Origin of the sequence: Pseudomonas halotolerans, assembly GCF_039581215.1 — a bacterium.
Taxonomy (GTDB): domain Bacteria; phylum Pseudomonadota; class Gammaproteobacteria; order Pseudomonadales; family Pseudomonadaceae; genus Aquipseudomonas; species Aquipseudomonas tehranensis.
This window is the reverse complement of the sequence record NZ_JBCNTJ010000016.1, coordinates 46,278-65,871: the sequence shown is the minus strand read 5'-3', so window position 1 is coordinate 65,871 and position 19,594 is coordinate 46,278. Positions and strand designations below refer to the sequence as shown.

Annotated in this window: 20 protein-coding genes and 1 tRNA gene; 13 read left to right on the top strand and 8 right to left on the bottom strand. The window is 59.3% G+C overall.

What is annotated here, in order from left to right; all coding sequences use genetic code 11:
• The first annotated feature begins 19 nt into the window (after positions 1-19).
• Together AAIS01_RS20335 and AAIS01_RS20330 are read left to right on the top strand one after the other, a co-directional pair.
• Positions 20-2,164, top strand: coding sequence for a 3-hydroxyacyl-CoA dehydrogenase NAD-binding domain-containing protein (locus AAIS01_RS20335; protein WP_343470443.1), 2,145 nt, complete (start codon positions 20-22; stop codon positions 2,162-2,164).
• Between the two features lie 88 nt (positions 2,165-2,252).
• Complete coding sequence (locus AAIS01_RS20330) at positions 2,253-2,987, top strand: amidotransferase (protein WP_343470442.1); 735 nt, start codon at positions 2,253-2,255, stop codon at positions 2,985-2,987.
• Positions 2,988-3,086: 99 nt separating this feature from the next.
• Here the strand turns inward: AAIS01_RS20330 and AAIS01_RS20325 are convergent, their stop codons facing one another.
• From AAIS01_RS20325 to AAIS01_RS20315, 3 genes are all read right to left on the bottom strand, one after another.
• On the bottom strand, positions 3,087-4,058 hold the full coding sequence (locus tag AAIS01_RS20325) for a magnesium and cobalt transport protein CorA (protein WP_343470441.1): 972 nt from the start codon (positions 4,056-4,058) through the stop codon (positions 3,087-3,089).
• Between the two features lie 175 nt (positions 4,059-4,233).
• The gene (locus tag AAIS01_RS20320) at positions 4,234-4,956 is read right to left on the bottom strand and encodes a lysophospholipid acyltransferase family protein (protein WP_343470439.1); all 723 of its coding nucleotides are present in this window, start codon (positions 4,954-4,956) and stop codon (positions 4,234-4,236) included.
• A gap of 214 nt (positions 4,957-5,170) precedes the next feature.
• Positions 5,171-5,860: a crotonase/enoyl-CoA hydratase family protein gene (locus AAIS01_RS20315; protein ID WP_343470438.1), complete on the bottom strand. Its 690-nt coding sequence runs from the start codon at positions 5,858-5,860 to the stop codon at positions 5,171-5,173.
• A 307-nt stretch (positions 5,861-6,167) separates the two neighbouring features.
• On the opposite strand from AAIS01_RS20315, the gene AAIS01_RS20310 reads away from it, so the two are divergent.
• Positions 6,168-6,257 (top strand) — tRNA-Ser (locus tag AAIS01_RS20310).
• 281 nt (positions 6,258-6,538) lie between these two features.
• The gene (locus AAIS01_RS20305; RefSeq protein WP_343470437.1) at positions 6,539-7,039 is read left to right on the top strand and encodes a nuclear transport factor 2 family protein; all 501 of its coding nucleotides are present in this window, start codon (positions 6,539-6,541) and stop codon (positions 7,037-7,039) included.
• Positions 7,040-7,174: 135 nt separating this feature from the next.
• Here the strand turns inward: AAIS01_RS20305 and AAIS01_RS20300 are convergent, their stop codons facing one another.
• Together AAIS01_RS20300 and AAIS01_RS20295 are read right to left on the bottom strand one after the other, a co-directional pair.
• A complete protein-coding gene (locus AAIS01_RS20300; protein ID WP_343470436.1) occupies positions 7,175-8,242 on the bottom strand; it encodes an alpha/beta fold hydrolase in 1,068 nt (355 codons plus the stop codon).
• Between the two features lie 179 nt (positions 8,243-8,421).
• Complete coding sequence (locus tag AAIS01_RS20295; RefSeq protein WP_343470509.1) at positions 8,422-8,898, bottom strand: GNAT family N-acetyltransferase; 477 nt, start codon at positions 8,896-8,898, stop codon at positions 8,422-8,424.
• Positions 8,899-9,011: 113 nt separating this feature from the next.
• Between AAIS01_RS20295 and AAIS01_RS20290 the strand changes: the two genes are divergently transcribed.
• The 4 genes from AAIS01_RS20290 to dapF all read left to right on the top strand — a co-directional run bounded on the left by AAIS01_RS20290 (position 9,012) and on the right by dapF (position 11,715).
• The gene (locus AAIS01_RS20290; protein WP_343470434.1) at positions 9,012-9,467 is read left to right on the top strand and encodes a GNAT family N-acetyltransferase; all 456 of its coding nucleotides are present in this window, start codon (positions 9,012-9,014) and stop codon (positions 9,465-9,467) included.
• Positions 9,468-9,622: 155 nt separating this feature from the next.
• Positions 9,623-10,222 carry a hypothetical protein gene (locus AAIS01_RS20285; protein WP_343470433.1) on the top strand — a complete coding sequence of 200 codons (600 nt, stop codon included), beginning with the start codon at positions 9,623-9,625 and terminating at the stop codon, positions 10,220-10,222.
• Between the two features lie 45 nt (positions 10,223-10,267).
• On the top strand, positions 10,268-10,831 hold the full coding sequence (locus tag AAIS01_RS20280) for a GNAT family N-acetyltransferase (RefSeq protein WP_343470432.1): 564 nt from the start codon (positions 10,268-10,270) through the stop codon (positions 10,829-10,831).
• 62 nt (positions 10,832-10,893) lie between these two features.
• Positions 10,894-11,715 (top strand): diaminopimelate epimerase, encoded by an 822-nt coding sequence (gene dapF, locus AAIS01_RS20275; RefSeq protein ID WP_343470431.1) that lies wholly within the window; start codon positions 10,894-10,896, stop codon positions 11,713-11,715.
• On the opposite strand, the gene AAIS01_RS20270 is transcribed toward dapF, so the two are convergent.
• A complete protein-coding gene (locus tag AAIS01_RS20270) occupies positions 11,697-12,434 on the bottom strand; it encodes a GntR family transcriptional regulator (protein ID WP_343470430.1) in 738 nt (245 codons plus the stop codon). The genes dapF and AAIS01_RS20270 overlap by 19 nt on opposite strands.
• Positions 12,435-12,600: 166 nt before the next feature.
• On the opposite strand from AAIS01_RS20270, the gene AAIS01_RS20265 reads away from it, so the two are divergent.
• Both AAIS01_RS20265 and AAIS01_RS20260 read left to right on the top strand, forming a co-directional pair.
• Positions 12,601-13,425 (top strand): amidohydrolase family protein, encoded by an 825-nt coding sequence (locus AAIS01_RS20265; protein ID WP_343470429.1) that lies wholly within the window; start codon positions 12,601-12,603, stop codon positions 13,423-13,425.
• A 34-nt stretch (positions 13,426-13,459) separates the two neighbouring features.
• Complete coding sequence (locus AAIS01_RS20260) at positions 13,460-14,758, top strand: SLC13 family permease (RefSeq protein ID WP_343470428.1); 1,299 nt, start codon at positions 13,460-13,462, stop codon at positions 14,756-14,758.
• Between the two features lie 164 nt (positions 14,759-14,922).
• Here AAIS01_RS20260 and AAIS01_RS20255 read toward each other — a convergent pair whose 3' ends face one another.
• On the bottom strand, positions 14,923-15,084 hold the full coding sequence (locus tag AAIS01_RS20255) for a DUF2986 domain-containing protein (RefSeq protein ID WP_343470427.1): 162 nt from the start codon (positions 15,082-15,084) through the stop codon (positions 14,923-14,925).
• A gap of 248 nt (positions 15,085-15,332) precedes the next feature.
• Here AAIS01_RS20255 and AAIS01_RS20250 point away from each other — a divergent pair, with 248 nt between their 5' ends.
• Positions 15,333-15,899, top strand: a complete 567-nt coding sequence (locus AAIS01_RS20250) for a DUF6630 family protein (protein WP_343470426.1) — start codon at positions 15,333-15,335, stop codon at positions 15,897-15,899.
• 105 nt (positions 15,900-16,004) lie between these two features.
• On the opposite strand, the gene glcC is transcribed toward AAIS01_RS20250, so the two are convergent.
• Complete coding sequence (gene glcC, locus AAIS01_RS20245; protein WP_343470425.1) at positions 16,005-16,778, bottom strand: transcriptional regulator GlcC; 774 nt, start codon at positions 16,776-16,778, stop codon at positions 16,005-16,007.
• Positions 16,779-17,028: 250 nt separating this feature from the next.
• Here glcC and glcD point away from each other — a divergent pair, with 250 nt between their 5' ends.
• Entirely contained in the window at positions 17,029-18,528 is a 1,500-nt protein-coding gene (gene glcD / locus AAIS01_RS20240) for a glycolate oxidase subunit GlcD (RefSeq protein ID WP_343470424.1), read from the top strand.
• 5 nt (positions 18,529-18,533) lie between these two features.
• Positions 18,534-19,592 (top strand): glycolate oxidase subunit GlcE, encoded by a 1,059-nt coding sequence (gene glcE, locus AAIS01_RS20235; protein ID WP_343470508.1) that lies wholly within the window; start codon positions 18,534-18,536, stop codon positions 19,590-19,592.
• The last annotated feature ends 2 nt before the right edge of the window (positions 19,593-19,594 follow it).

Sequence of the window (19,594 nt, the reverse complement as noted above, 5' to 3'; positions counted from 1 at the left end):
ACTTCAAGGAATAGTTTTCATGAGCGATGCCATCCGCTACGAAACCGGCCCGGACCGGATTGTCGTCCTGACCCTGGACATGCCAGGCCAGAGCGCCAACACCATGAATGCGACGTACCGCGAGGCCATGGCCGCCTGCGTCGCCCGGCTGATTGCCGAAAAAGACTCGATTGCCGGGGTGATCATGACCTCGGCCAAGAAAACCTTCTTCGCTGGCGGCGACCTCAACGAATTGGTCAAGGTTAAGAAACCCCAAGCCAAGGCATTCTATGAAATGGTTCTCGGGCTCAAGGCGCAACTGCGTGCCCTGGAAACCCTGGGGAAACCGGTGGTGGCTGCGATCAATGGCGCGGCTCTGGGCGGCGGCTGGGAAATCTGCCTGGCCTGCCATCACCGTGTGGCGCTGGATCATCCGTCGGTGCAGATGGGCTTGCCGGAAGTCACCCTGGGCCTGTTGCCCGGTGGCGGCGGGGTGGTGCGGATGGTGCGCTTGCTTGGTTTGGAGAAAGCCTTGCCGTATTTGCTCGAGGGCAAGAAGGTATGCCCGCAACAGGCACTGCAGGCCGGTCTGATCGATGAGCTGGCGGTGGATCGCGAGGACCTGCTGAACAAGTCCCGGGCCTGGATTCTGGCTAACCCGAGCGTGGTTCAGCCTTGGGACGCGAAGGGCTATCAGATTCCGGGGGGCACACCGTCGCATCCGAAAGTCGCGCAGATGCTGGCGATAGCCCCTTCGATCCTGCGCAACAAGACCCAGGGTTGCCTGCCCGCACCGGAGAAAATTCTCTGCGCGGCAGTGGAAGGTGCCCAAGTGGATTTCGACACCGCCCACGTGATCGAAACCCGCTACTTCACTGAGCTGACCACTGGCCAGGTGGCCAAAAACCTGATCGGCACGTTCTGGTTCCAGCTCAACGAAATCAAGGCCGGCGGTTCGCGCCCGCAGGGCTTTGCACCTTATCTGACGCAAAAAGTCGCGGTGCTCGGTGCCGGCATGATGGGGGCCGGTATCGCCTACGTCAGCGCTATGGCCGGCCTTGCGGTGGTGCTCAAGGATGTCAGCCTTGTCGCCGCCGAGAAGGGCAAGGCCCGTGCGGCGGCGCTGCTGGATAAGAAGGTCGCCCGCGGGCAGCTCACCGCCGAGCAGCGCGAAGCCACGCTGGCGCGGATTCAAACCACTGACAGCGACGCGGACCTGGCCGGTTGCGATCTGGTCATTGAGGCGGTGTTTGAAGACCGCGCCCTGAAAGCCAGTGTCACAGCTGCTGCCCAAGCGGTTGTTGGGGGGGACGCGGTGATCGCCTCCAACACCTCGACCCTGCCCATTACCGGCCTGGCGACGGCTGTACCGGATCAGACGAAGTTCATCGGCCTGCATTTCTTCAGCCCGGTTGAAAAAATGCCCTTGGTGGAAATCATCAAGGGCGCCCGCACCAGCGACGAAACCCTGGCACGCGCTTTCGATTTCGTTCTGCAAATCAACAAGACGCCGATTGTGGTCAACGACAGTCGAGGCTTCTTCACTTCCCGGGTATTCGGCACCTTTACCAACGAAGGCATCGCCATGCTGGGTGAGGGCGTGAGCGCGCCGATGATCGAGACCGAGGCGCGCAAGGCCGGCATGCCAGTGGGGCCTCTGGCAATCTCTGACGAAGTGTCCCTCAGCCTGATGAGCCATATCCGCGCGCAAACCGCCGAGGACCTGCAAGCGGAAGGGAAAACGCCGACCGAGCACCCGGCGTTCGCCGTGATTGACTTGCTGCTCAACGAATACAAGCGGCCAGGCAAAGCAGCCGGGGCCGGTTTCTATGAATATCCGGCTGACGGGCAGAAACACCTGTGGCCGGAGCTCAAGAATCGTTTCGAGAAAGCTGACGGGCAGATTTCGCCACAGGATATCCGCGATCGCCTGCTGTTCATCCAGGCCCTGGAAACCGTGCGCTGTGTGGAGGAGGGCGTGCTCACTTCCACGGCGGACGCCAACGTCGGCTCGATCTTCGGTATCGGTTTCGCCGCCTGGACTGGCGGTGCGTTGCAGTTCATCAACCAGTACGGCCTGCGGGATTTTGTCGCCCGTGCTCAGTACCTGGCCGAGCAGTATGGCGAGCGTTTTTCACCGCCGGCCTTGTTACTGGAGAAAGCCGCTCGGCAAGAACTGTTCTGACGGGCAGGGGAAGGGGCTTGCCTTGGGACGGTGTTTCAAGGCACGCTCAGGGTGTGCAATATTCCCATCATCGTGTCAGGTATTTTTTATGTCGTTGCGCATCTGCATTTTGGAAACCGATATCCTGCGTCCGGAACTGATCGACCAATATCAGGGTTACGGGCAGATGTTCCAGCGCCTGTTTTCACAACAGCCCGTCGCGGCTCAGTTCATTGTGTATAACGTGATGCAGGGGCAATACCCCAACGACGATGAGGTGTTCGACGCTTATCTGGTGACCGGCAGCAAAGCCGATTCCTTCGGCACCGATCCCTGGATTGAAACCCTCAAGACCTTCCTCCTGGACCGCTACCAGCGCGGCGACAAGTTGCTGGGCGTGTGCTTCGGTCATCAACTTCTGGCGCTGTTGCTGGGCGGCAAGGCCGAGCGTGCGAGCCAGGGGTGGGGCGTGGGGACACACCGCTACAAGCTCGCGGCCAAGGCGCCGTGGATGAGCCCGGTGATGGAAGAGCTGACCCTGCTGATCAGTCATCAGGACCAGGTCACCGAACTGCCGGAAAACGCCACGGTCATTGCGTCCAGCGATTTTTGCCCGTTCGCGGCCTACCACATCAACGATCAGGTGCTGTGCTTCCAGGGCCACCCGGAATTCATCCACGATTATTCCCGGGCGCTGCTGGAGATTCGCCAGCAACAATTGGGCGAGCAGATCTACAGCCAAGGCATGGCCAGCCTCGAACGGGCGCATCACGGCACGACAGTGGCTGAATGGATGATGCGTTTCGTCGCGCACAAGCCTGAGACCGCAGCGGCCCAAGACTAAAACACCATCGCCTCCCATGCTTGATAGGCAGACGATCAAGTGTGGGAACGAGCCTGCTCGCGATGAATGTCACCCCAGCCTCAACGGCATACAAGCTGTCTACAACCACCCCGATCGCTTGAAGCTCCCCCACAACGCGGTACAGCCCACCGCAATAAACCCCAGCACCAGAAAATACCCGTAGTGCCAGGTCAATTCCGGCATGTTCTCGAAGTTCATCCCATAGATGCCGGCGACCGCCGTGGGGAACGCCAGGATCGCCGCCCATGCGGCGAACTTGCGCTGCACCACACTCTGGCGCGACGCTTCGAGCAGCACGCCGATTTCAATGGTCTGGCTGGCGATGTCCGCCAACGTCGCCAGGTCTTCCATTTGCCGCGTGACATGAATCTGCACATCGCGGAAATACGGGCTCATGTTTTTGTCGATGAAGGGAAAGTCCAGTCTTTGCAATTCTTCGCTGATTTCCACCATCGGCGCTGCATAACGACGCAGGCGTAATACGTCACGGCGCAAGCTGTGCAAGTTCTGAATATCCCGCTCGTTCAGGGCGCTGCACAGTACGTTGCGCTCCAGCTCATCGATCTCGGCATGAATGGCTTCACCCACCGGCTGGTAGTTTTCAATGACGAAATCCAGGATGGCATAAAGAACGAAATCTTCCCCGTGCTCCAGCAGAAGGGGCCGCGCCTCGCAGCGCTGTCGGACGTGGGCGTAGGACGCCGAGTGGCCGTTGCGGGCGGTGATGATGTAGCCGTTGCCGGCGAAGATATGCGTCTCGATGAACTGCAGCTTGCCGTCCTTGCGCACCGGCGAATACGTGACGATAAACAGCGCATCGCCAAAGGTCTCCAGCTTGGGGCGGCTGTGCTTCTCCATCGCGTCTTCAATCGCCAATTCATGCAGGTTGAATTGGCGCTGCAGATTGGTCAGCTCCTGGGTGCTGGGCTCTTCAAGGCCGATCCACACAAAATGACCGGGTTTGGCTGCCCAGGCGCTGCCTTCGTCGAGGGTGATGTTGGTGACTTTCTTACCGGCGCTGTAAACCGCAGCAGCAACGACTCTACCCATGATGGTGGTTCACTTCTTCTTGGAAAATGGCAGTGGCAGGCAATCTGTAGCTTAGTGTGCCTTGCTGCTTGAGAGTCAGCAAAATCCGCCGAGTTCGCCGATAGAGTCAAACGCCATGCAGGTAACAGAATCGATCGGGCTTCTGTGCCCGGCTGGCTATTGTTTAACTGACTCGTCAAACAGCCTGCACCTGCCGGTCCATCGCCGCGATGCACTCGCGCATTTGCTCTCGGCACTGTGCGATGAGTCGGGGCATGTCATCCAGGCTCAATCCTGCTGTAGGAATCGCTGGCAGCGAGCGTATGAGAATGTCACCGCTGCGCCAGCGATTGAGGCGCATGTGCTTGATGTAACTGCTGACGCACACCGGAACAATCGGCACCCCGGCGGCGATCGCCATCTGGAACGCGCCTTTCTTGAAGGGCAGCAGATCCTCGCCGAAATTGCGCGTGCCTTCCGGGAACACCCAGATTGATGTGTCCTCATGCTGCAACGTATGAGTGGTGGTCAACATCGACTGACGCGCCTTGATCGCGTTCCCCCGGTCGATCAGCACATTGCCCGCCAGCCAGAACAATTGCCCGAACAACGGCACCCACTTCAGGCTCTTCTTACCGATGCACACGGTGCGGTAGGGCACCACGTTACCGAACACGAACAGGTCATAGTTGGATTGGTGGTTGGCAATGATCACGCAGCCCTGGGATTTACTCACCAGCGTGTCGACCTCGGCCTTCACCCGCAGACGCAAAATGCACATGGCGGGCCATGCATACAACCTGGCGCATAAACGGCTGTTGTCCGGATTGAACGGCCGACACAGCCCCAGGATCACCCCGAGCACACCGGCCAGTACAAAATGCAGACCCATCAACAACATACGCAATAAAAACAGCATCTACAGGCCCTATCGGGACAAAAGGTGGCGCAGTGTACGGATGTGCACTGTTTTCGGCAATTGCCGCTATAGAGGTAGGAGATGGGCGATGTTTGAGCGCATGTTTCCGATTGGCGTGTCAGAAGCAGGCTAGAGCGGTTGTCGTTTTTTAAACGACGCGCGTAAGAAAAAGCCCGACGCGGAGGTCGGGCTTTTCGTTTTTTGCTGTGGAGAGTTAACCCATATGCTCCTGATCCAGCAGGATTGCACTGTCCAGCGTCTCCAGCAGGGCCTTGCGCACTTTCAGCTTGGTATTCTTGTGGGCGGTCATGTTGATTTTCTTCAACTGACGCGCCGCCTCCAGCGCGGCCCCCGGCAGTTCTTCGGCGGATACCACCTTGTCGAGGAAGCCGGCATCCACAGCGCTCTGCGGGTTGAACATCTCGCCATTGATCACCGAGCGATGGAACGCGGACTTGCGCAGGCGATCACGGGCCAGCTCGATACCCGCGTGGTGCATGGTCATGCCGATCTGCACTTCGTTCAGGCCAATGCTGAACGGCCCATCGATCCCGATGCGGTAATCCGCCGACAGCAGCAGGAACGCTCCCTTGGCCACTGCATGCCCGGGGCACGCGACAATGACGGGGAAGGGATGCGACAACAGGCGACGGGCCAGGGTCGAGCCGGCCGTGACCAGACTCACCGCTTCCTTGGGACCGGCGGTCATTACCTTCAAATCGTAACCACCGGACAAAATCCCCGGTTGCCCGGTAATGATCACCACCGCCCGATCCGCCACAGCCTGATCCAGCGCAGTGTTGAACGCGGCAATCACATCCGGCGAGATGGCATTGACCTTGCCGTTGTTCAAGGTCAGGGTCGCGATACCGTCTTCGAGATGGTAGGTAATCAGGTCGCTCATGACGCTATTCCTTGTAGGAGAAGTGAAGCAGACGTTACCCACCGTCGCAGGCCAGGTAAAGCGCCGTGACTGACTCACCGGTCAGCCCCCAGCCCTCACAAACCGCCTGACCGCCCCATCGCCCGCGCCTTGCTCCATAGATCACTGCGCGCACAAACCCGAAGATTGGCCGGTTTGCCATGCCCCGATGCGTTTGAAATGCCCGATCACCTTAACCACATGAAAATTCTGAAAAAAACCTTTGCCATCGGAAAAGCTTTCGACTACATTAGCGCGCCTCGACAGACTGAACAGTTTGCCGAGACACGGTGAAGTGTCCGAGTGGCTTAAGGAGCACGCCTGGAAAGTGTGTATACAGGAAACTGTATCGAGAGTTCGAATCTCTCCTTCACCGCCACATTCTGCAAACACAAACCCCTGATTTTCCTAGAGAAAGTCGGGGGTTTGTGGTTTTTGGTGTCTGAAAAAGAGTGATATGGGAACGATATGGGAACGGAGGGCGAATCCCCGCGTGCTGGCGGCAACCACGCATAAGAACCAGACGCAGGTCTCCGCGCCGTTCCACCAAGCAGCATCAGGCAACCTCTCAGCAGCATCGAGCAAAAGCTTCCGTGCCCATGCCGTTAAGGTTCCTCTTGAAGAGGTTCCTATCAACGATATTGTTGTGAGAGAAAGATCATGACCCCATGGATGAGTTTGGCTGTGCGCCTTCAGGCTGTCGCGCTGTGTTTGGTGCTTTCAACGAACACGGTTTCAGCGGCGCAAGCCGCTGACCAAAACATCAATGCCGATTTGGTGCGCCAAGCGTTTACTAACTGGCAGCAAGGCCAAGGCACGGTTTTCGATCTACTGGCACCCGACGCAACGTGGACCGTATCTGGATCAAGCCCGGTTTCTGGTGTGTACAACAGCAAGACGGATTTAATCGAACGAGCCGTACAACCGATCACCGCTCGGCTGGCGACGCCCATTTCCCCTACCGTGCAAAGCATTGTGGCCGAGGACGATGTCGTGGTGGTTCTCTGGAAGGGTGAAGCCATGGCGCTTGACCGCAAGCCCTACAACAACTCTTACATGTGGCACATGACATTCAAGGATGGCCAGATCACGGAGGTGAAAGCCTTTCTGGACACGTACGTGTTGAATGACCTGATGCGTCGGGTAGATCCTGTTCGGTAATACCCCGCACAGCGTGAGAAAACAGAGCGTGGCTCTATCGTCAGGCCTGCAAGAGGTATGACAGCCCGAAAAAACGGCTCGTTGATAAACGAGCCGTTTTTTTATGCCGGTGTGATCAAGGCAGATGCCTGGATGTCAAAGATGATCCGCATCAATCACGGCTTTGGCGAACGCCTGTGGGTCTTCTTGCGGCAAGTTGTGGCCGATGCCGCCGGTGATCAACCGGAATTCGTATTTGCCGGTGAAGCGCTTGGCGTAATCCTCGGGAGCTGGGTGCGGCGCGCCGTTGGCATCGCCTTCAAGGGTGATGGTTGGCACGCTGATGGAAGGCGCCGTCGCCAATTTCTGTTCCAGCGCGTCGTACCGGGTTTCGCCCTGGACCAACCCGAGGCGCCAACGGTAGTTGAACACGGTGATCTCGACATGGTCGGGGTTTTCCAGTGCCTTGGCGCTGCGGTTGAAGGTGGCGTCATCGAATGCCCATTTTGGCGACGCCAGTTGCCAGATCAACTTAGCGAAGTCGTGGGTGTTTTTCTCATACCCGGCGCGGCCTCGGTCGGTGGCGAAGTAAAACTGATACCACCATTGCAACTCAGCCTTGGGTGGCAGCGGGTTCTGGCCGGCGGCCTGGTTGCCGATCAGATAGCCACTGACCGCGACCAGCGCCTTGACCCGCTCCGGCCACAGGGCCGCGACGATGTCCGCCGAACGTGCGCCCCAATCATAGCCACCGAGCACGGCTTGCTTGATCTTCAGCGCATCCATGAAGTCGATCACGTCACTGGCCAGCGCGGCCGGTTGACCGTTGCGAAGCGTTTTTTCGGACAGGAAATGCGTATCGCCGTAGCCGCGGGCATAGGGCATCAGCACGCGGTATCCCTTCGCTGCGAGCAAGGGCGCGACTTCGTCATAGCTATGAATGTCGTACGGCCAGCCGTGTAGCAGAATCACCACCGGCCCATCGGCGGGGCCGGTTTCGGCGTACGCCACGTCCAGCAGACCGGCCTTGATATGCTTCAGCGCACCGAACGGGGAGGGCGTTGTGTGCGTGCCGCCGGACTTGGTTGCGGTTGGCTGCGCGGCGCTGGCGGATTGCCCGTGGGCTACCCCGAACGCGCCGAACAGGCTGAGAGCGAGGATGGATGAGCCGAGCAGGCGGCGATGGGTTTTACCGGTTTTGCTGTTCTGCCGTGACGTTTTCACAGTGATGCCTCCATTGCGAGCCGTGGGTCAGGGGCTCTGGTTGAGGCCCTTGAAACCTTGGGTGCATTTGAACGGGGCAACGTATCCGGGCTGTGTCGAATGGGAGGTAAAAGTGCAAGGTTATGTAGCGATGTATCCTCGGGATACACGAGGATACATGGCAGCAAGATTGTCGGCGGCTAACGATTTTGGCCCGCTGCAGGATCGTTCTGTCGCAGATAATAATTGTCGAACTTGCCGCTTTCGACGAGTTGGAAGCCGTGGCGGATGTAAAAGCGATTCGACGCGCTTTCTTTGAGAGCGCCCACTCGCACAGGCAGCGCAGCGGCATCTGCCTCTTTGAATATTTGGCTGAGAACAGCAGAGCCTACTCCTGATCCTTGCGCGCCAGGGCGCACGTACAAGTGGTCAAGCAAGAGTTCATTGTCGTGACGTTTGATGACTACTAACCCCACCCTCTCTCCTGTTACCACGATGTGGCGTGTGCAGCCTGGTTCAAAGCTGCCAAGAAAACGTTCGCGTGCGCGCACTGGATCAAAGCGCCCGACACGCTCAAGACTTTCGCGCATGGCTTCGATTCGAATAGCGACCAGATCGTCCAGGTCGCTTTGTTGAGCGGGGATCAAGGTGGTGAGGAAATCGGGTGTGAAGGGCATCATGCGCTCTAATATCATCCTGGGATGATCCGTATAGATAACCTGGCTATTTCGGATTGTGAAGGGGTACAACAGCTGCATTGATCGTTGATCACCCGGAGCAAGCACTCAAGATGGAAGCCCACATTCGTCTCGCAATACCTGAGGATGCAGAAGCGATAAGCAACGTTGTGATCAGCGCCTTGCGTCAATCCAACGCCAACGATTACCCACCCGAGGTCATCGCCCAGGTGGAGCGCAGCTTCTCTGCTCAGGCGGTTCAGCAATTGATGGAGCAGCGTCGGGTTTATGTGGCGTCTGTCGAACAATGTGTCGTCGCCACGGCCAGCCTCGATGGGGGTGTTGTCAGAAGTGTTTTTGTCGAACCGCAGTGCCAGGGGGAGGGCATCGGCAAACAACTAATGTCTGTCATTTGTTCAGATGCTCTCGACAGGGACCTGGACGTTTTGCACGTGCCTTCCTCCATCACGGCAGAGGGTTTTTACACAGCGCTGGGATTTCAAAAAGTACGTGACGAACTCCACGGCGCCGAGCGCACGATTATCATGCGCAAATTGTTGTTGAAGTAGTGTCTGCTCAATCCCTGCCTCGCTGGGGCACACCGCTTTTGGTTCAGGGCAGGCATTGCAGCGGGCTTGTGAACCCTCTATAAAACCCACGCTGACATCGCGACCCTTTCGGTGGTCGTTGACCTCTGGATAGCTGACCCGCATGGAGCATCATCGTGAGCGAATCTTCTCGCCCCCTCAAATCCCTGACTCACACCGTTTCGAATAGCACATCGTCCCGCCTGCCGAGTATTGGACTGCTGCAACATGCCTGTAGCCTCAGCCTCCTGGCCTTGCTCAGCGGGTGCGGAGCGTTGACGGATGTCCGCTCTTTCTCCACGCCCTACTCGACACCTGACGGTGGTGAGACAGCACGATTGCGGGTAATCAGCGACGGTATGATCCGGGGCGTGCCCAAGTCCGACTGCGTCGACTTTCGTCTGCCGGGCGCCGGTGTGATGGTGGCGTACCGGGATGGCTACGCCAATCGCAACGGGGAAAGCCTGGGCATGCCGGCTGTCAGCGAGCGCTCATCCGCGACTGTCATGACCGAGCTGCTGGTGCCTGCAGGGCAGCCCATCGCTTTTCATTACATTGGTGATCAGTGCTACAACATGTTTAGCTTTGTCCCTAAGGCAGGGGCGGATTACCAACTGGACGCCATGGGGTTTTACCGGTGCGGGGTCACACTCAAGCAAGTGGCCGGTGCAACAGTGCGGTATTCCTCGGTCCCGCTGAAGGAAAGCAAATTGTGCAGAGTGACGGATAACTTTTAGAGTGGACATTTCCAGGGTGCGATAACGTTTGAAAAGGACTTCATTATGGAAACCATCCCCACGCTCCAGACCCGCCGTCTCATCCTCACGCCTCTGCAACTGACCGATGCACCGACTATTCAACAGCTGTTTCCCCAGTGGGAAGTGGTGCGTTATCTCGACAGTCGCGTGCCATGGCCTTACCCGGCTGACGGCGGACTGACTTACGTTCGCGACCACGCACTCCCTGCCATTGCAGCAGGGCGCGAATGGCATTGGATGATTCGTATCGCTGAAGACGCGGCACAGTGCATTGGCAGCATCAGCCTGTACGATCAGCCGGGTAACAACCGAGGCTTTTGGCTGGCACCTCAGTGGCAGGGAAAGGGTTACATGCGCGAAGCCTGTGAAGTAATCAACGCCTATTGGTTTGAAACCCTGGGGCGTCCCGTCATGCAAGTGCCCAAGGCGGTGGGCAATCATGCTTCGCGCAAGGTTTCGGAGCATGAAGGGATGCGTATGATTGCAACGCAGCAGGGGGAATTTGTCTGTGGTTCGTTGCTTAAGGAAGTTTGGGAAATGACGCGGGAGACGTGGCTTGAGAAAAAGGCTGCGCTGGGGGCGGGTTGAGCAGAACTTCGAGGGGCCGGTCGCCTTGAACGTGAATTCACTACATTCGCCAGGATCCATTTATGCCGCTGAATTTCCACAAGATGCACGCAAACGGCGATGACTTCATCCTCGTGGATTCGCGAAATTCAAAAAATACTCTAACCAGTGCCATGGCCCGGCGAATGGGTGATCGCCATCGAGGCATCGGTTTCAACCAGCTCGCGGTAATGCTCGATTGTGAGGATGCAGACGCACGCCTGATGTTCTGGAATGCAGATGGCTCCACGCTGGACGTTTGCGGCAGCGCGACGCGGGGCGCGGCGGATCGGTTGATGCGCGAAGCGAATGTGACTTCGATAACGCTGCGCACCAAGCGCGGTTTGCTCACTTGCGAACGAACTTCAAGCGGCGCAATTTCCGTCAACATGGGGCAGCCGCTTTTCGGCTGGTCGGACATTCCCTTGGCTCGGGACCTGGACACGGCTGTTTTGCCACTGGCGGGTAGCCCGATAGCGTGCAGCATGGGCAACCCACACTGCACTTACTTTGTGGATGATCTCGCCGACGTTGATATCGCGACAATCGGCCCGGTGATCGAACCCCACCCCTTGTTCCCGCTCAAGACCAACGTGCATTTCGTCCAGGTCATCAATCGAAAGCACATTCGTTTGCGCATATGGGAGCGGGGCGGTGGCATCGCACTCGGCTCAGGCTCCTGCTCCTGCGGCGCCGCTGTTAACGGAATCCGTCGAGGCTTATTGGACCATTGCGTTGAGGTTGAATGTGATGGTGGAAGCGTGACGGTTCAATGGGATGGCGTTGGGCCGGTCTTTCTCATCGGGCCGGTACAGGCAACGTTTTCCGGAGTTTTCACCGACACTGCTCAGCAAATCTCCACCTGATAACGGAAAGTATCAGCAGCCCCCCGGGACACTCGGTATTCCAGTGGCTGCCGGTCGTAGCCCAGCGCCACCCGTTCGACCACCACCACTGGGCTGCCGACGGTGACTCCCAGGGTGGCGGCGAGTGGCTCATCGGCCGAGGCGACGGTCAGGGTTTCTCGCGCAGACGCAACCCGCATGCCACAGCGTTCTTCGTAGAATGGGTAGAGCAGGGTGCCGAAGTCGCTCAGGTCGGTGTCGAGCAGAGCGCCGAAGCGAGCGGCTGGCAGCCAGATTTGCTCGTGGAACAACGGCCTGCCATCCATGAGGCGCAGGCGCTCCAGGCGAATGGTGGAGTCCTGCTCGGTCAGGTTCAGCGCTTGGCGCACGTGGGCCCCTGGGGTTTCCTGGGTGCGGCTCAGGATGCGGCTTTGCGGCACTTGCGATTGACCGCTGGCATCGACCTGCCGAAAGAAACGAAACAGTGAGCCGTCGAAGTTGGGGCGGCGCACGAATGTGCCCCGGCCCTGGGCGCGCAGCAGCAACCCTTCTCCAACCAGCGTTTCCACTGCCTTGCGCACCGTGCCCACCGCAACGCCGTAGTGACGGGTCAGCTCCGCCTCGGTGGGAATGGCTTCACCGGGCAGCCATTCACCTGCGGCGATTTTCGCCAGCATCTCTTCGCGCAGTCGTTGGTAGAGCGGCAGTCGCTCGTCATGTCCAAGGTGTGTGAGGGCCATACCGTCAATCCGATTCCAGGTAAGGCGCCACTTTACCCCAGTCATCGCGTTGACAGGGACGGTTGTTTATAGATATGGTCATTCAGTCATCTATATGAATTTCAGGTCTGTAATAGCCTTACATGCCTGGCGGGCTCCCACAAAAATCAACAAAGGCAGCTTCCTGATGTCCCTGTCGTTCGAAGGAATAGATACCCACGCCCACATCTTCCGGCATGACTTGCCCCTGGCGAGTGATCGTCGCTACAGCCCTGATTACGACGCCTTGGCCGAGCACTACCTGGGGCACCTGGATCGCTGCCGCCTTGCCCATGGCGTGCTCATCCAGCCGAGCTTTCTGGGCACCGACAACCGTTTCATGGTCGACGCCCTGCAACGTTACCCGCAGCGTTTGCGCGGCATCGCGGTGGTCGAACCGGACATCGAGGATGCGCAACTCCAGGCAATGGCCAAGGCTGGCGTGGTAGGCGTTCGCTTGAATCTGATCGGCAAGGCGCCGCAGGACTACACCGATGTGCGCTGGCAGACTTTTTACCAGCGACTGGCCCGGCTTGGCTGGCAGGTTGAAATCCAGTGTGGCTTTGACGCCTTGGTCCTGATTGTCCCGTTCGTTCTGGCGACCGGCGTCACGGTGGTTGTGGACCACTTCGGTCTTCCCTCCCAGGGTATCGACCCGAATAACCCAGCCCATCTCGGCTTCCTGGCCTTGCTCGGCGAGGACAGGCTGTGGGTCAAGTTGTCTGCTGCCTATCGCAGTCAGTCAGATCTGCCCCGCGCGGTTGGCGTGTTGGCGCAATTGCGTCAGGCGTGTGGCGGTATAGATCGTTTTGTCTGGGGCAGCGATTGGCCCCATACCCAGTTCGAGTCGCGCACCGGCTACGACGCGCAATTGGCCTTTGTGCACGCCTTGTTTCCCGACCCGAGCGAGCGTCGTCAGGTGCTGGTGGATAATCCATCGATCCTGTTCGGCTTTGCTGCGTCGACGCATTGAACTTCCCATAACAAAATAATACGGAACACACATCATGATGAGCCTGTACGTCGTCGCCGCGATCGTTCTTGCTGTCGCGCTGGGATACACCACCAAAATCAACATCGGCCTGTTCGCCATCGCCTTTGCCTATCTACTGGGCTGTTTCGGCATGGGCTTGAGTCCTTCCGAAATCATCGGCATGTGGCCGTTGAAGATTTTCTTCATCATCTTCTCGGTCTGCCTGTTCTACAGCTTCGCCATCGTCAACGGCACGCTGGAGAAACTGGCCGAACACCTGCTTTATCTTTGTCGTAACGTGCCGCACCTGTTGCCTTATGCGGTGTTCCTGACTGCTTGCCTGATTGCCGGGCTCGGCGCGGGTTACTACACGGTGCTGGCTTTCATGGCGCCGTTGACGCTGTTGCTGTGCCAGCGCACGGGTATGAGCCTGATACTCGGTGGCATGGCGGTGAACTACGGGGCCCTGGGCGGTGCCAACTTCGTGTCCAGTCAGAGCGGCATCATTTTCCGAGGCCTGATGACCGGCCTGGGTGTTCCCGAAAGTGAAGCGTTCATCAATGGCCTGGCTATCTTCGCCAGCACCATGGTCATTCCGCTGGTGGTCATCACCGCGTTCGTGTTCTTTGCCGGCCACGGCCGTGCGCTGAAGAATGCGGCGGTCGCGATCGAGGCGCCGAGCCCGCTCAACCGTGAGCAGAAAATCACCTTGTGGCTGACCTTGCTGATGATGCTGATCGTGTTGGCCGGGCCCATCGCACACATCCTGTTCCCCGACAACGCGACGGTGACGTTTATCAATTCCAAGGTGGACATCGGCCTGATCGCCAGCGTGTTCTCGGTGATCGCGCTGATGCTCAAGCTGGGCGACGAGCGCAAAGCCATCGCCTCGCTGCCTTGGGGCACGCTGATCATGATCTGCGGTGTGGGCATGCTGATTTCGGTGGCGATCAAGGCCGGCGCCATCGACGCATTGGCATCGTGGATCGGCGGCAATATCCCACCCGTGCTGGTAGCGCTGGTGTTCGGTGTCGTCGCTGCGCTGATGTCGATCTTCGCCAGCACCTTGGGCGTGGTCACGCCGGCGTTGTTTCCCATGGTGCCGCCGCTGGCCGCGGCCATGTCGATCGACCCCATGGTGCTGTTCATCAGCATCGTGGTTGGCGCCCAAGCCACCTCAATCTCGCCGTTCTCCTCCGGCGGCAGCCTGATCCTGAGCTCCTGCGCCGATGAGCAGAGCCGAACCCGGCTGTTTCCTCAATTGCTGCTGCGTGCCGCGCCCATCGGCTTCGTCGCGGCGATGCTGTTTAACCTTGCGCTGACTTTTATCTAAAGAGTTTTCGCTTTGGCAGGTCCGGGAAGTGGCAGGTCTGCGAGGTGCCATTCACTCAAGGCCTGCTGAACCACTGTGGCGAGGGAGCTTGCTCCCGCTGGGCTGCGCAGCAGCCCCCACTTCTACCGCGATTGCTGATTCGACTGGCGCTTAAGATCGAAGACTCAGCTCTCAGGAGTGGTGACTGACTCTGGAGCGGGTTCAGCAGCCAGCTTTAACCGGTCAGCCTTACTGATGTATTTGGATTTCTTTGGCGGGGCCAGTTTGGCACTCGCTTTTTTTGCGTGAGCTTTCAATAACTGATTTATTTTTTTACGGCGATTCATACTTTTTACTCGGTTTGTAAAGTCTTGGATGCTGGCAGAGGGTTTCCGCGCGAAGTCGAGGTCGTGAGATAGGGTTTCACGGTGTCTTCGGTTCTATCCACCCACTCCGGATCCATGTAGTGAAAGTGGTCGGGAATACCCAGAGAATAAATCCGCAGTGGGTGCGGATGGTAAGCGTGAATCGACGCAGTGGATAGACCATTGGGTTCCCCGCTACCATGGAAAGAACGGAGGGCAAAGGAAAGGAAATGGGAATTCTTGATCGCTTGTTCGGTGGCCGCTTCACTCTGCCACCTCCGCAGGAGACAACTGTTAGCGACGCCGCGATCATGAGGGAATTGCATCCCTATCGTCCCGGGCTCAAAGCGTTTGCTCAGGCAATACTGGCCGGCACGCCAGAAGATGAACGTGCCAGGTTGATCAGGCGGGTGCTGCGCAAGTACGGCTCAGGGGAGGACCCGACCACCGCGCTTGTGGAGGGGGTGCTGGACGTCGACAGGGGCCAGAAGCTTGAGCATCTGGCTTTGCTGGGAGTCGACTGGAAAGGCTTCGATGGCTTCGAGTACCTGGCACCCTGTTTGGTCAGCGCTTGCGGGGTGCAGGAGGCTTACGCCTATCGGCATGAAGGCGAGCTATCAATGCCGCAGGTACTGGCCAGATTCGATCAATGGCTGGCTGGGTTCGGCAAGCGCTACCTGCACCTGAACACCGGCGGCGATGAGTATGTGGGGTTCATCGTCGATTCTGATCGGGTTGAAACTACGATCGAGCTCGCGCAGCAAGCAGGTGTTGAAGTGAGCCTCGATAGTTTCTGATCCATGAGGGGTATCTGTTTGGCCGGAGTAGCCTGGAATGGGCTCACCGGGGGAGCAGTCAATCCGCTGCTTTGAAGGGGAGATAGCGCTGGCGCAGACCGATGCCTACCCCCACCCCTCAAGCCGCATGGTCGCGCGTACCAGGCGTTGCTCCTCCTGCTCGATCTCCTTGAGGTTGTCGCGGATGCTGTGGATGTGTTCGCGCGCAGCGCGCTGAGCCTGTTCCGGCAGGCGCTCGATGACGGCGTGATAGAGCCGGGTGTGCTGGCGGTCGATCTGGCGTTTTTGCAGGGGGCGATGGTAGAGGTTGTTGACCGAGGCGAACACCGTACTGAGCATCAAATCGGTCAACGACTGCAGGGTGTGCAGCAACACCGGATTGTGCGAGGCCTCGCAGATTGCCAGGTGGAAGGCGTGGTCAAGGCGGGCATGTTCGCGCGGCTCGGCAGGTACGGGTTGGCTGTGGGCGGCGAGCATTTCTTCGTAGCGTCGGGTGAGCAGAATGAAGTCGGCATCTGTGCCGCGCAAGGCGGCCAGGCGCGCTGATTCGGCTTCCAGCAGGGCGCGCACTTCCAGAAGATCAAACAAGGTGCGCGGCTGCGAGTTGAACAGGTGCATCAGTGGGCTGGCATCGCGGCTCCCGTTCAGGGTGGCCACCCGTGAGTCACGGCCTTGGGCGGTCTCGATAATGCCGCGTCCGCGTAGCACTTTCAGCCCTTCACGCAGGGCCGAGCGGGATATTCCCAGTTTTTCGCATAGGCGGCGCTCCGAAGGCAGCGCCTGGCCCACCTTGAGCACGCCATCGACGATCAATCGTTCGATCCGCTCGGCGACCACATCACTGACCTGACGGCGAACACCGGAGGTTTCTTCGAGCATGTCAGAGGCCTCGGCTAACTGGTAGTACCAGTTCTAAATGGTCATTCACGCTGCGCCTAATATAGCCACCAAGTCCTTTATATGTAAGGCCCCTGGCAAAGACTGGTTAGAGGTTGGCTTGAAAAAACTGGTCATACCAGTTAATTCACTCATAGACGGCCCTCCTGCAAGGCTCTACATATAGCGCATAACAAGCGGCCGGCTCGCGACCGACGCCGCACAAAAGAACAATAAAGCGAGAACGCCTGCCATGAGTATTTTGTACGACGAGCGCGTTGATGGGGCGCTGCCTGAAGTGGACAAGTCAGCGCTGCTGGCGGAACTGCGCCAGCAGCTTCCAGACCTGCAAGTGCTGCACACCCAGGAAGACCTCAAACCCTACGAGTGCGACGGGCTCTCTGCCTACACCACCACGCCGATGCTGGTGGCATTGCCTGAGCGCATCGAACACGTCGAACGCCTGCTCAAACTCTGTTATCAACGCCGAGTGCCCGTGGTGGCACGCGGGGCAGGGACGGGCTTGTCCGGTGGTGCGTTGCCGTTGGTCCAGGGGATTTTGCTGGTGATGGCGCGCTTCAAGCACATCCTCGAAGTCAATCCAGAAGGGCGTTTCGCCCGTGTTCAGCCGGGCGTCCGCAACCTGGCGATCTCCCAGGCTGCCGCCCCTTACGACCTGTATTACGCACCGGACCCCTCTTCGCAGATCGCCTGTTCGATTGGCGGCAACGTCGCCGAGAACGCCGGAGGCGTGCACTGCCTCAAATACGGCCTGACCGTGCACAACCTGCTCAAGGTGGAAATCCTCACGGTTGAAGGCGAGCGCATGACCTTGGGCAGCGATGCCCTGGATTCGCCCGGCTTCGACCTGCTCGCCTTGTTCACAGGTTCCGAAGGCATGCTGGGGATCATCACCGAGGTCACGGTCAAGCTGCTGCCCAAGCCACAGGTGGCCAAGGTGTTGCTGGCCAGCTTTGATTCGGTGGAGAAAGCCGGGCGCGCGGTGGGTGAAATCATTGCGGCGGGCATCATCCCTGGCGGCCTGGAGATGATGGACAACCTGGCCATTCGCGCCGCCGAAGACTTTATTCACGCCGGTTATCCGGTGGACGCCGAGGCCATCCTGCTGTGCGAACTGGACGGCGTGGAGGCCGACGTGCACGACGATTGCGAGCGTGTTCGCGCGGTGCTGGGCGAGGCCGGCGCCACCGAAGTGCGCATGGCCCGCGATGAGGTTGAACGGGTCAAGTTTTGGGCGGGGCGCAAGAACGCCTTCCCGGCCGTCGGCCGTATCTCACCGGACTATTACTGCATGGATGGGACCATTCCACGGCGTGCACTGCCCGGCGTGCTCAAGGGCATCAGTGAGCTGTCCGAGGCGTTCGGCCTGCGCGTGGCCAACGTGTTCCATGCCGGTGACGGCAACATGCACCCCTTGATTCTGTTTGATGCCAACCAACCCGGCGAGCTGGAGCGGGCCGAGTCTCTGGGCGGCAAGATTCTCGAACTCTGCGTCAAGGTGGGCGGCAGCATTACCGGCGAACACGGGGTGGGGCGCGAGAAGATCAATCAAATGTGTGTGCAGTTCAACAGTGATGAACTGACCCTGTTCCACGCGGTGAAAGCCGCCTTCGATCCGCGTGGCCTGCTCAACCCCGGCAAGAACATTCCGACCCTGCACCGCTGTGCCGAATTCGGTGCCATGCACGTGCACCACGGCCAACTGCCTTTTCCTGAACTGGAGCGTTTCTAATGGTGATGCAGCATGACTGCGACGCCAGCGAGGCGTTGCTGGAACAAGTCAATCACGCCCTCAATAGCGCTACGCCGTTGCGCATTCAGGGGGGTAACAGCAAGGCGTTTCTCGGTCGCAAGGTCGAAGGCGACGTGCTCGATACCCGTGCCCACCGCGGCATCGTCAGCTACGACCCGACCGAGTTGGTGATCACCGCCCGCGCCGGCACGCCGCTGGCTGAGCTGGAGGCGGCGCTGGACGCGGCCGGGCAGATGCTCACCTGCGAGCCTGCACAATTTGCCGGCGCCGCGACCCTCGGCGGGATGGTTGCGGCTGGCCTGTCGGGCCCGCGCCGGCCCTGGTCCGGCGCGGTTCGTGACCTGGTTTTGGGCACCCGCTTGATCACCGGAACGGGCAAGCACCTGCGTTTTGGCGGCGAGGTGATGAAAAACGTGGCCGGCTACGACCTGTCGCGGCTGCTGGCCGGTAGCTTTGGCTGCCTGGGGGTGATGACCGAGGTGTCACTCAAAGTGCTGCCCAAGCCGCGCCAGTGCCTGAGTCTTCGGCTTGAGATGGACGCGGCCCTGGCCTTGCGCAAACTGGCCGAGTGGGGCCAGCAACCCCTTTCGCTGAGCGCTGCCAGCCATGATGGTCAAGCGTTGCACCTGCGCCTGGAAGGCGGCGAAGGCTCGGTCGCGGCGGCCCGAGAGCGCCTCGGTGGTGAGCTGCTTGACAGCTCGTACTGGGCTGACCTGCGCGAGCAGCGCCTGGATTTCTTCGCGGACCCGCGCCCGCTGTGGCGTTTGTCGGTGCCGATCCATACCGGCGTGCTGGCGTTGCCCGGTGAGCAACTGATCGACTGGGGAGGCGCCCAGCGCTGGCTCAAGTCCGATGCCGATGTCGCGCTGATCCGCCAGGCCGCCGCCGAAGTCGGTGGCCACGCCACCTGTTTCACCGCCGGCCACTGCGACATTCCGTTCCATCCGCTGGCTGCCCCGTTGCTGCGCTACCACCGACAGCTCAAAACCCAGCTTGACCCCCAGGGCATCTTCAACCCTGGCCGTATGTATCGCGAGGTGTAGCT

What these genes read in the sequence shown, in the direction of transcription:
- AAIS01_RS20265 (WP_343470429.1), top strand. Translation starts at nt 12,601, where the DNA reads ATGTCCCTGTCGTTCGAAGGAATAGATACCCACGCCCACATCTTCCGG.
- AAIS01_RS20330 (WP_343470442.1), top strand. Translation starts at nt 2,253, where the DNA reads ATGTCGTTGCGCATCTGCATTTTGGAAACCGATATCCTGCGTCCGGAA.
- AAIS01_RS20295 (WP_343470509.1), bottom strand. Translation starts at nt 8,898, where the DNA reads ATGCCCTTCACACCCGATTTCCTCACCACCTTGATCCCCGCTCAACAA.
- glcD (WP_343470424.1), top strand. Translation starts at nt 17,029, where the DNA reads ATGAGTATTTTGTACGACGAGCGCGTTGATGGGGCGCTGCCTGAAGTG.
- AAIS01_RS20325 (WP_343470441.1), bottom strand. Translation starts at nt 4,058, where the DNA reads ATGGGTAGAGTCGTTGCTGCTGCGGTTTACAGCGCCGGTAAGAAAGTC.
- glcE (WP_343470508.1), top strand. Translation starts at nt 18,534, where the DNA reads ATGCAGCATGACTGCGACGCCAGCGAGGCGTTGCTGGAACAAGTCAAT.
- AAIS01_RS20290 (WP_343470434.1), top strand. Translation starts at nt 9,012, where the DNA reads ATGGAAGCCCACATTCGTCTCGCAATACCTGAGGATGCAGAAGCGATA.
- AAIS01_RS20320 (WP_343470439.1), bottom strand. Translation starts at nt 4,956, where the DNA reads ATGCTGTTTTTATTGCGTATGTTGTTGATGGGTCTGCATTTTGTACTG.
- AAIS01_RS20315 (WP_343470438.1), bottom strand. Translation starts at nt 5,860, where the DNA reads ATGAGCGACCTGATTACCTACCATCTCGAAGACGGTATCGCGACCCTG.
- AAIS01_RS20260 (WP_343470428.1), top strand. Translation starts at nt 13,460, where the DNA reads ATGATGAGCCTGTACGTCGTCGCCGCGATCGTTCTTGCTGTCGCGCTG.
- AAIS01_RS20305 (WP_343470437.1), top strand. Translation starts at nt 6,539, where the DNA reads ATGACCCCATGGATGAGTTTGGCTGTGCGCCTTCAGGCTGTCGCGCTG.
- AAIS01_RS20270 (WP_343470430.1), bottom strand. Translation starts at nt 12,434, where the DNA reads ATGGCCCTCACACACCTTGGACATGACGAGCGACTGCCGCTCTACCAA.
- AAIS01_RS20335 (WP_343470443.1), top strand. Translation starts at nt 20, where the DNA reads ATGAGCGATGCCATCCGCTACGAAACCGGCCCGGACCGGATTGTCGTC.
- glcC (WP_343470425.1), bottom strand. Translation starts at nt 16,778, where the DNA reads ATGCTCGAAGAAACCTCCGGTGTTCGCCGTCAGGTCAGTGATGTGGTC.
- AAIS01_RS20280 (WP_343470432.1), top strand. Translation starts at nt 10,268, where the DNA reads ATGGAAACCATCCCCACGCTCCAGACCCGCCGTCTCATCCTCACGCCT.
- AAIS01_RS20250 (WP_343470426.1), top strand. Translation starts at nt 15,333, where the DNA reads ATGGGAATTCTTGATCGCTTGTTCGGTGGCCGCTTCACTCTGCCACCT.
- dapF (WP_343470431.1), top strand. Translation starts at nt 10,894, where the DNA reads ATGCCGCTGAATTTCCACAAGATGCACGCAAACGGCGATGACTTCATC.
- AAIS01_RS20255 (WP_343470427.1), bottom strand. Translation starts at nt 15,084, where the DNA reads ATGAATCGCCGTAAAAAAATAAATCAGTTATTGAAAGCTCACGCAAAA.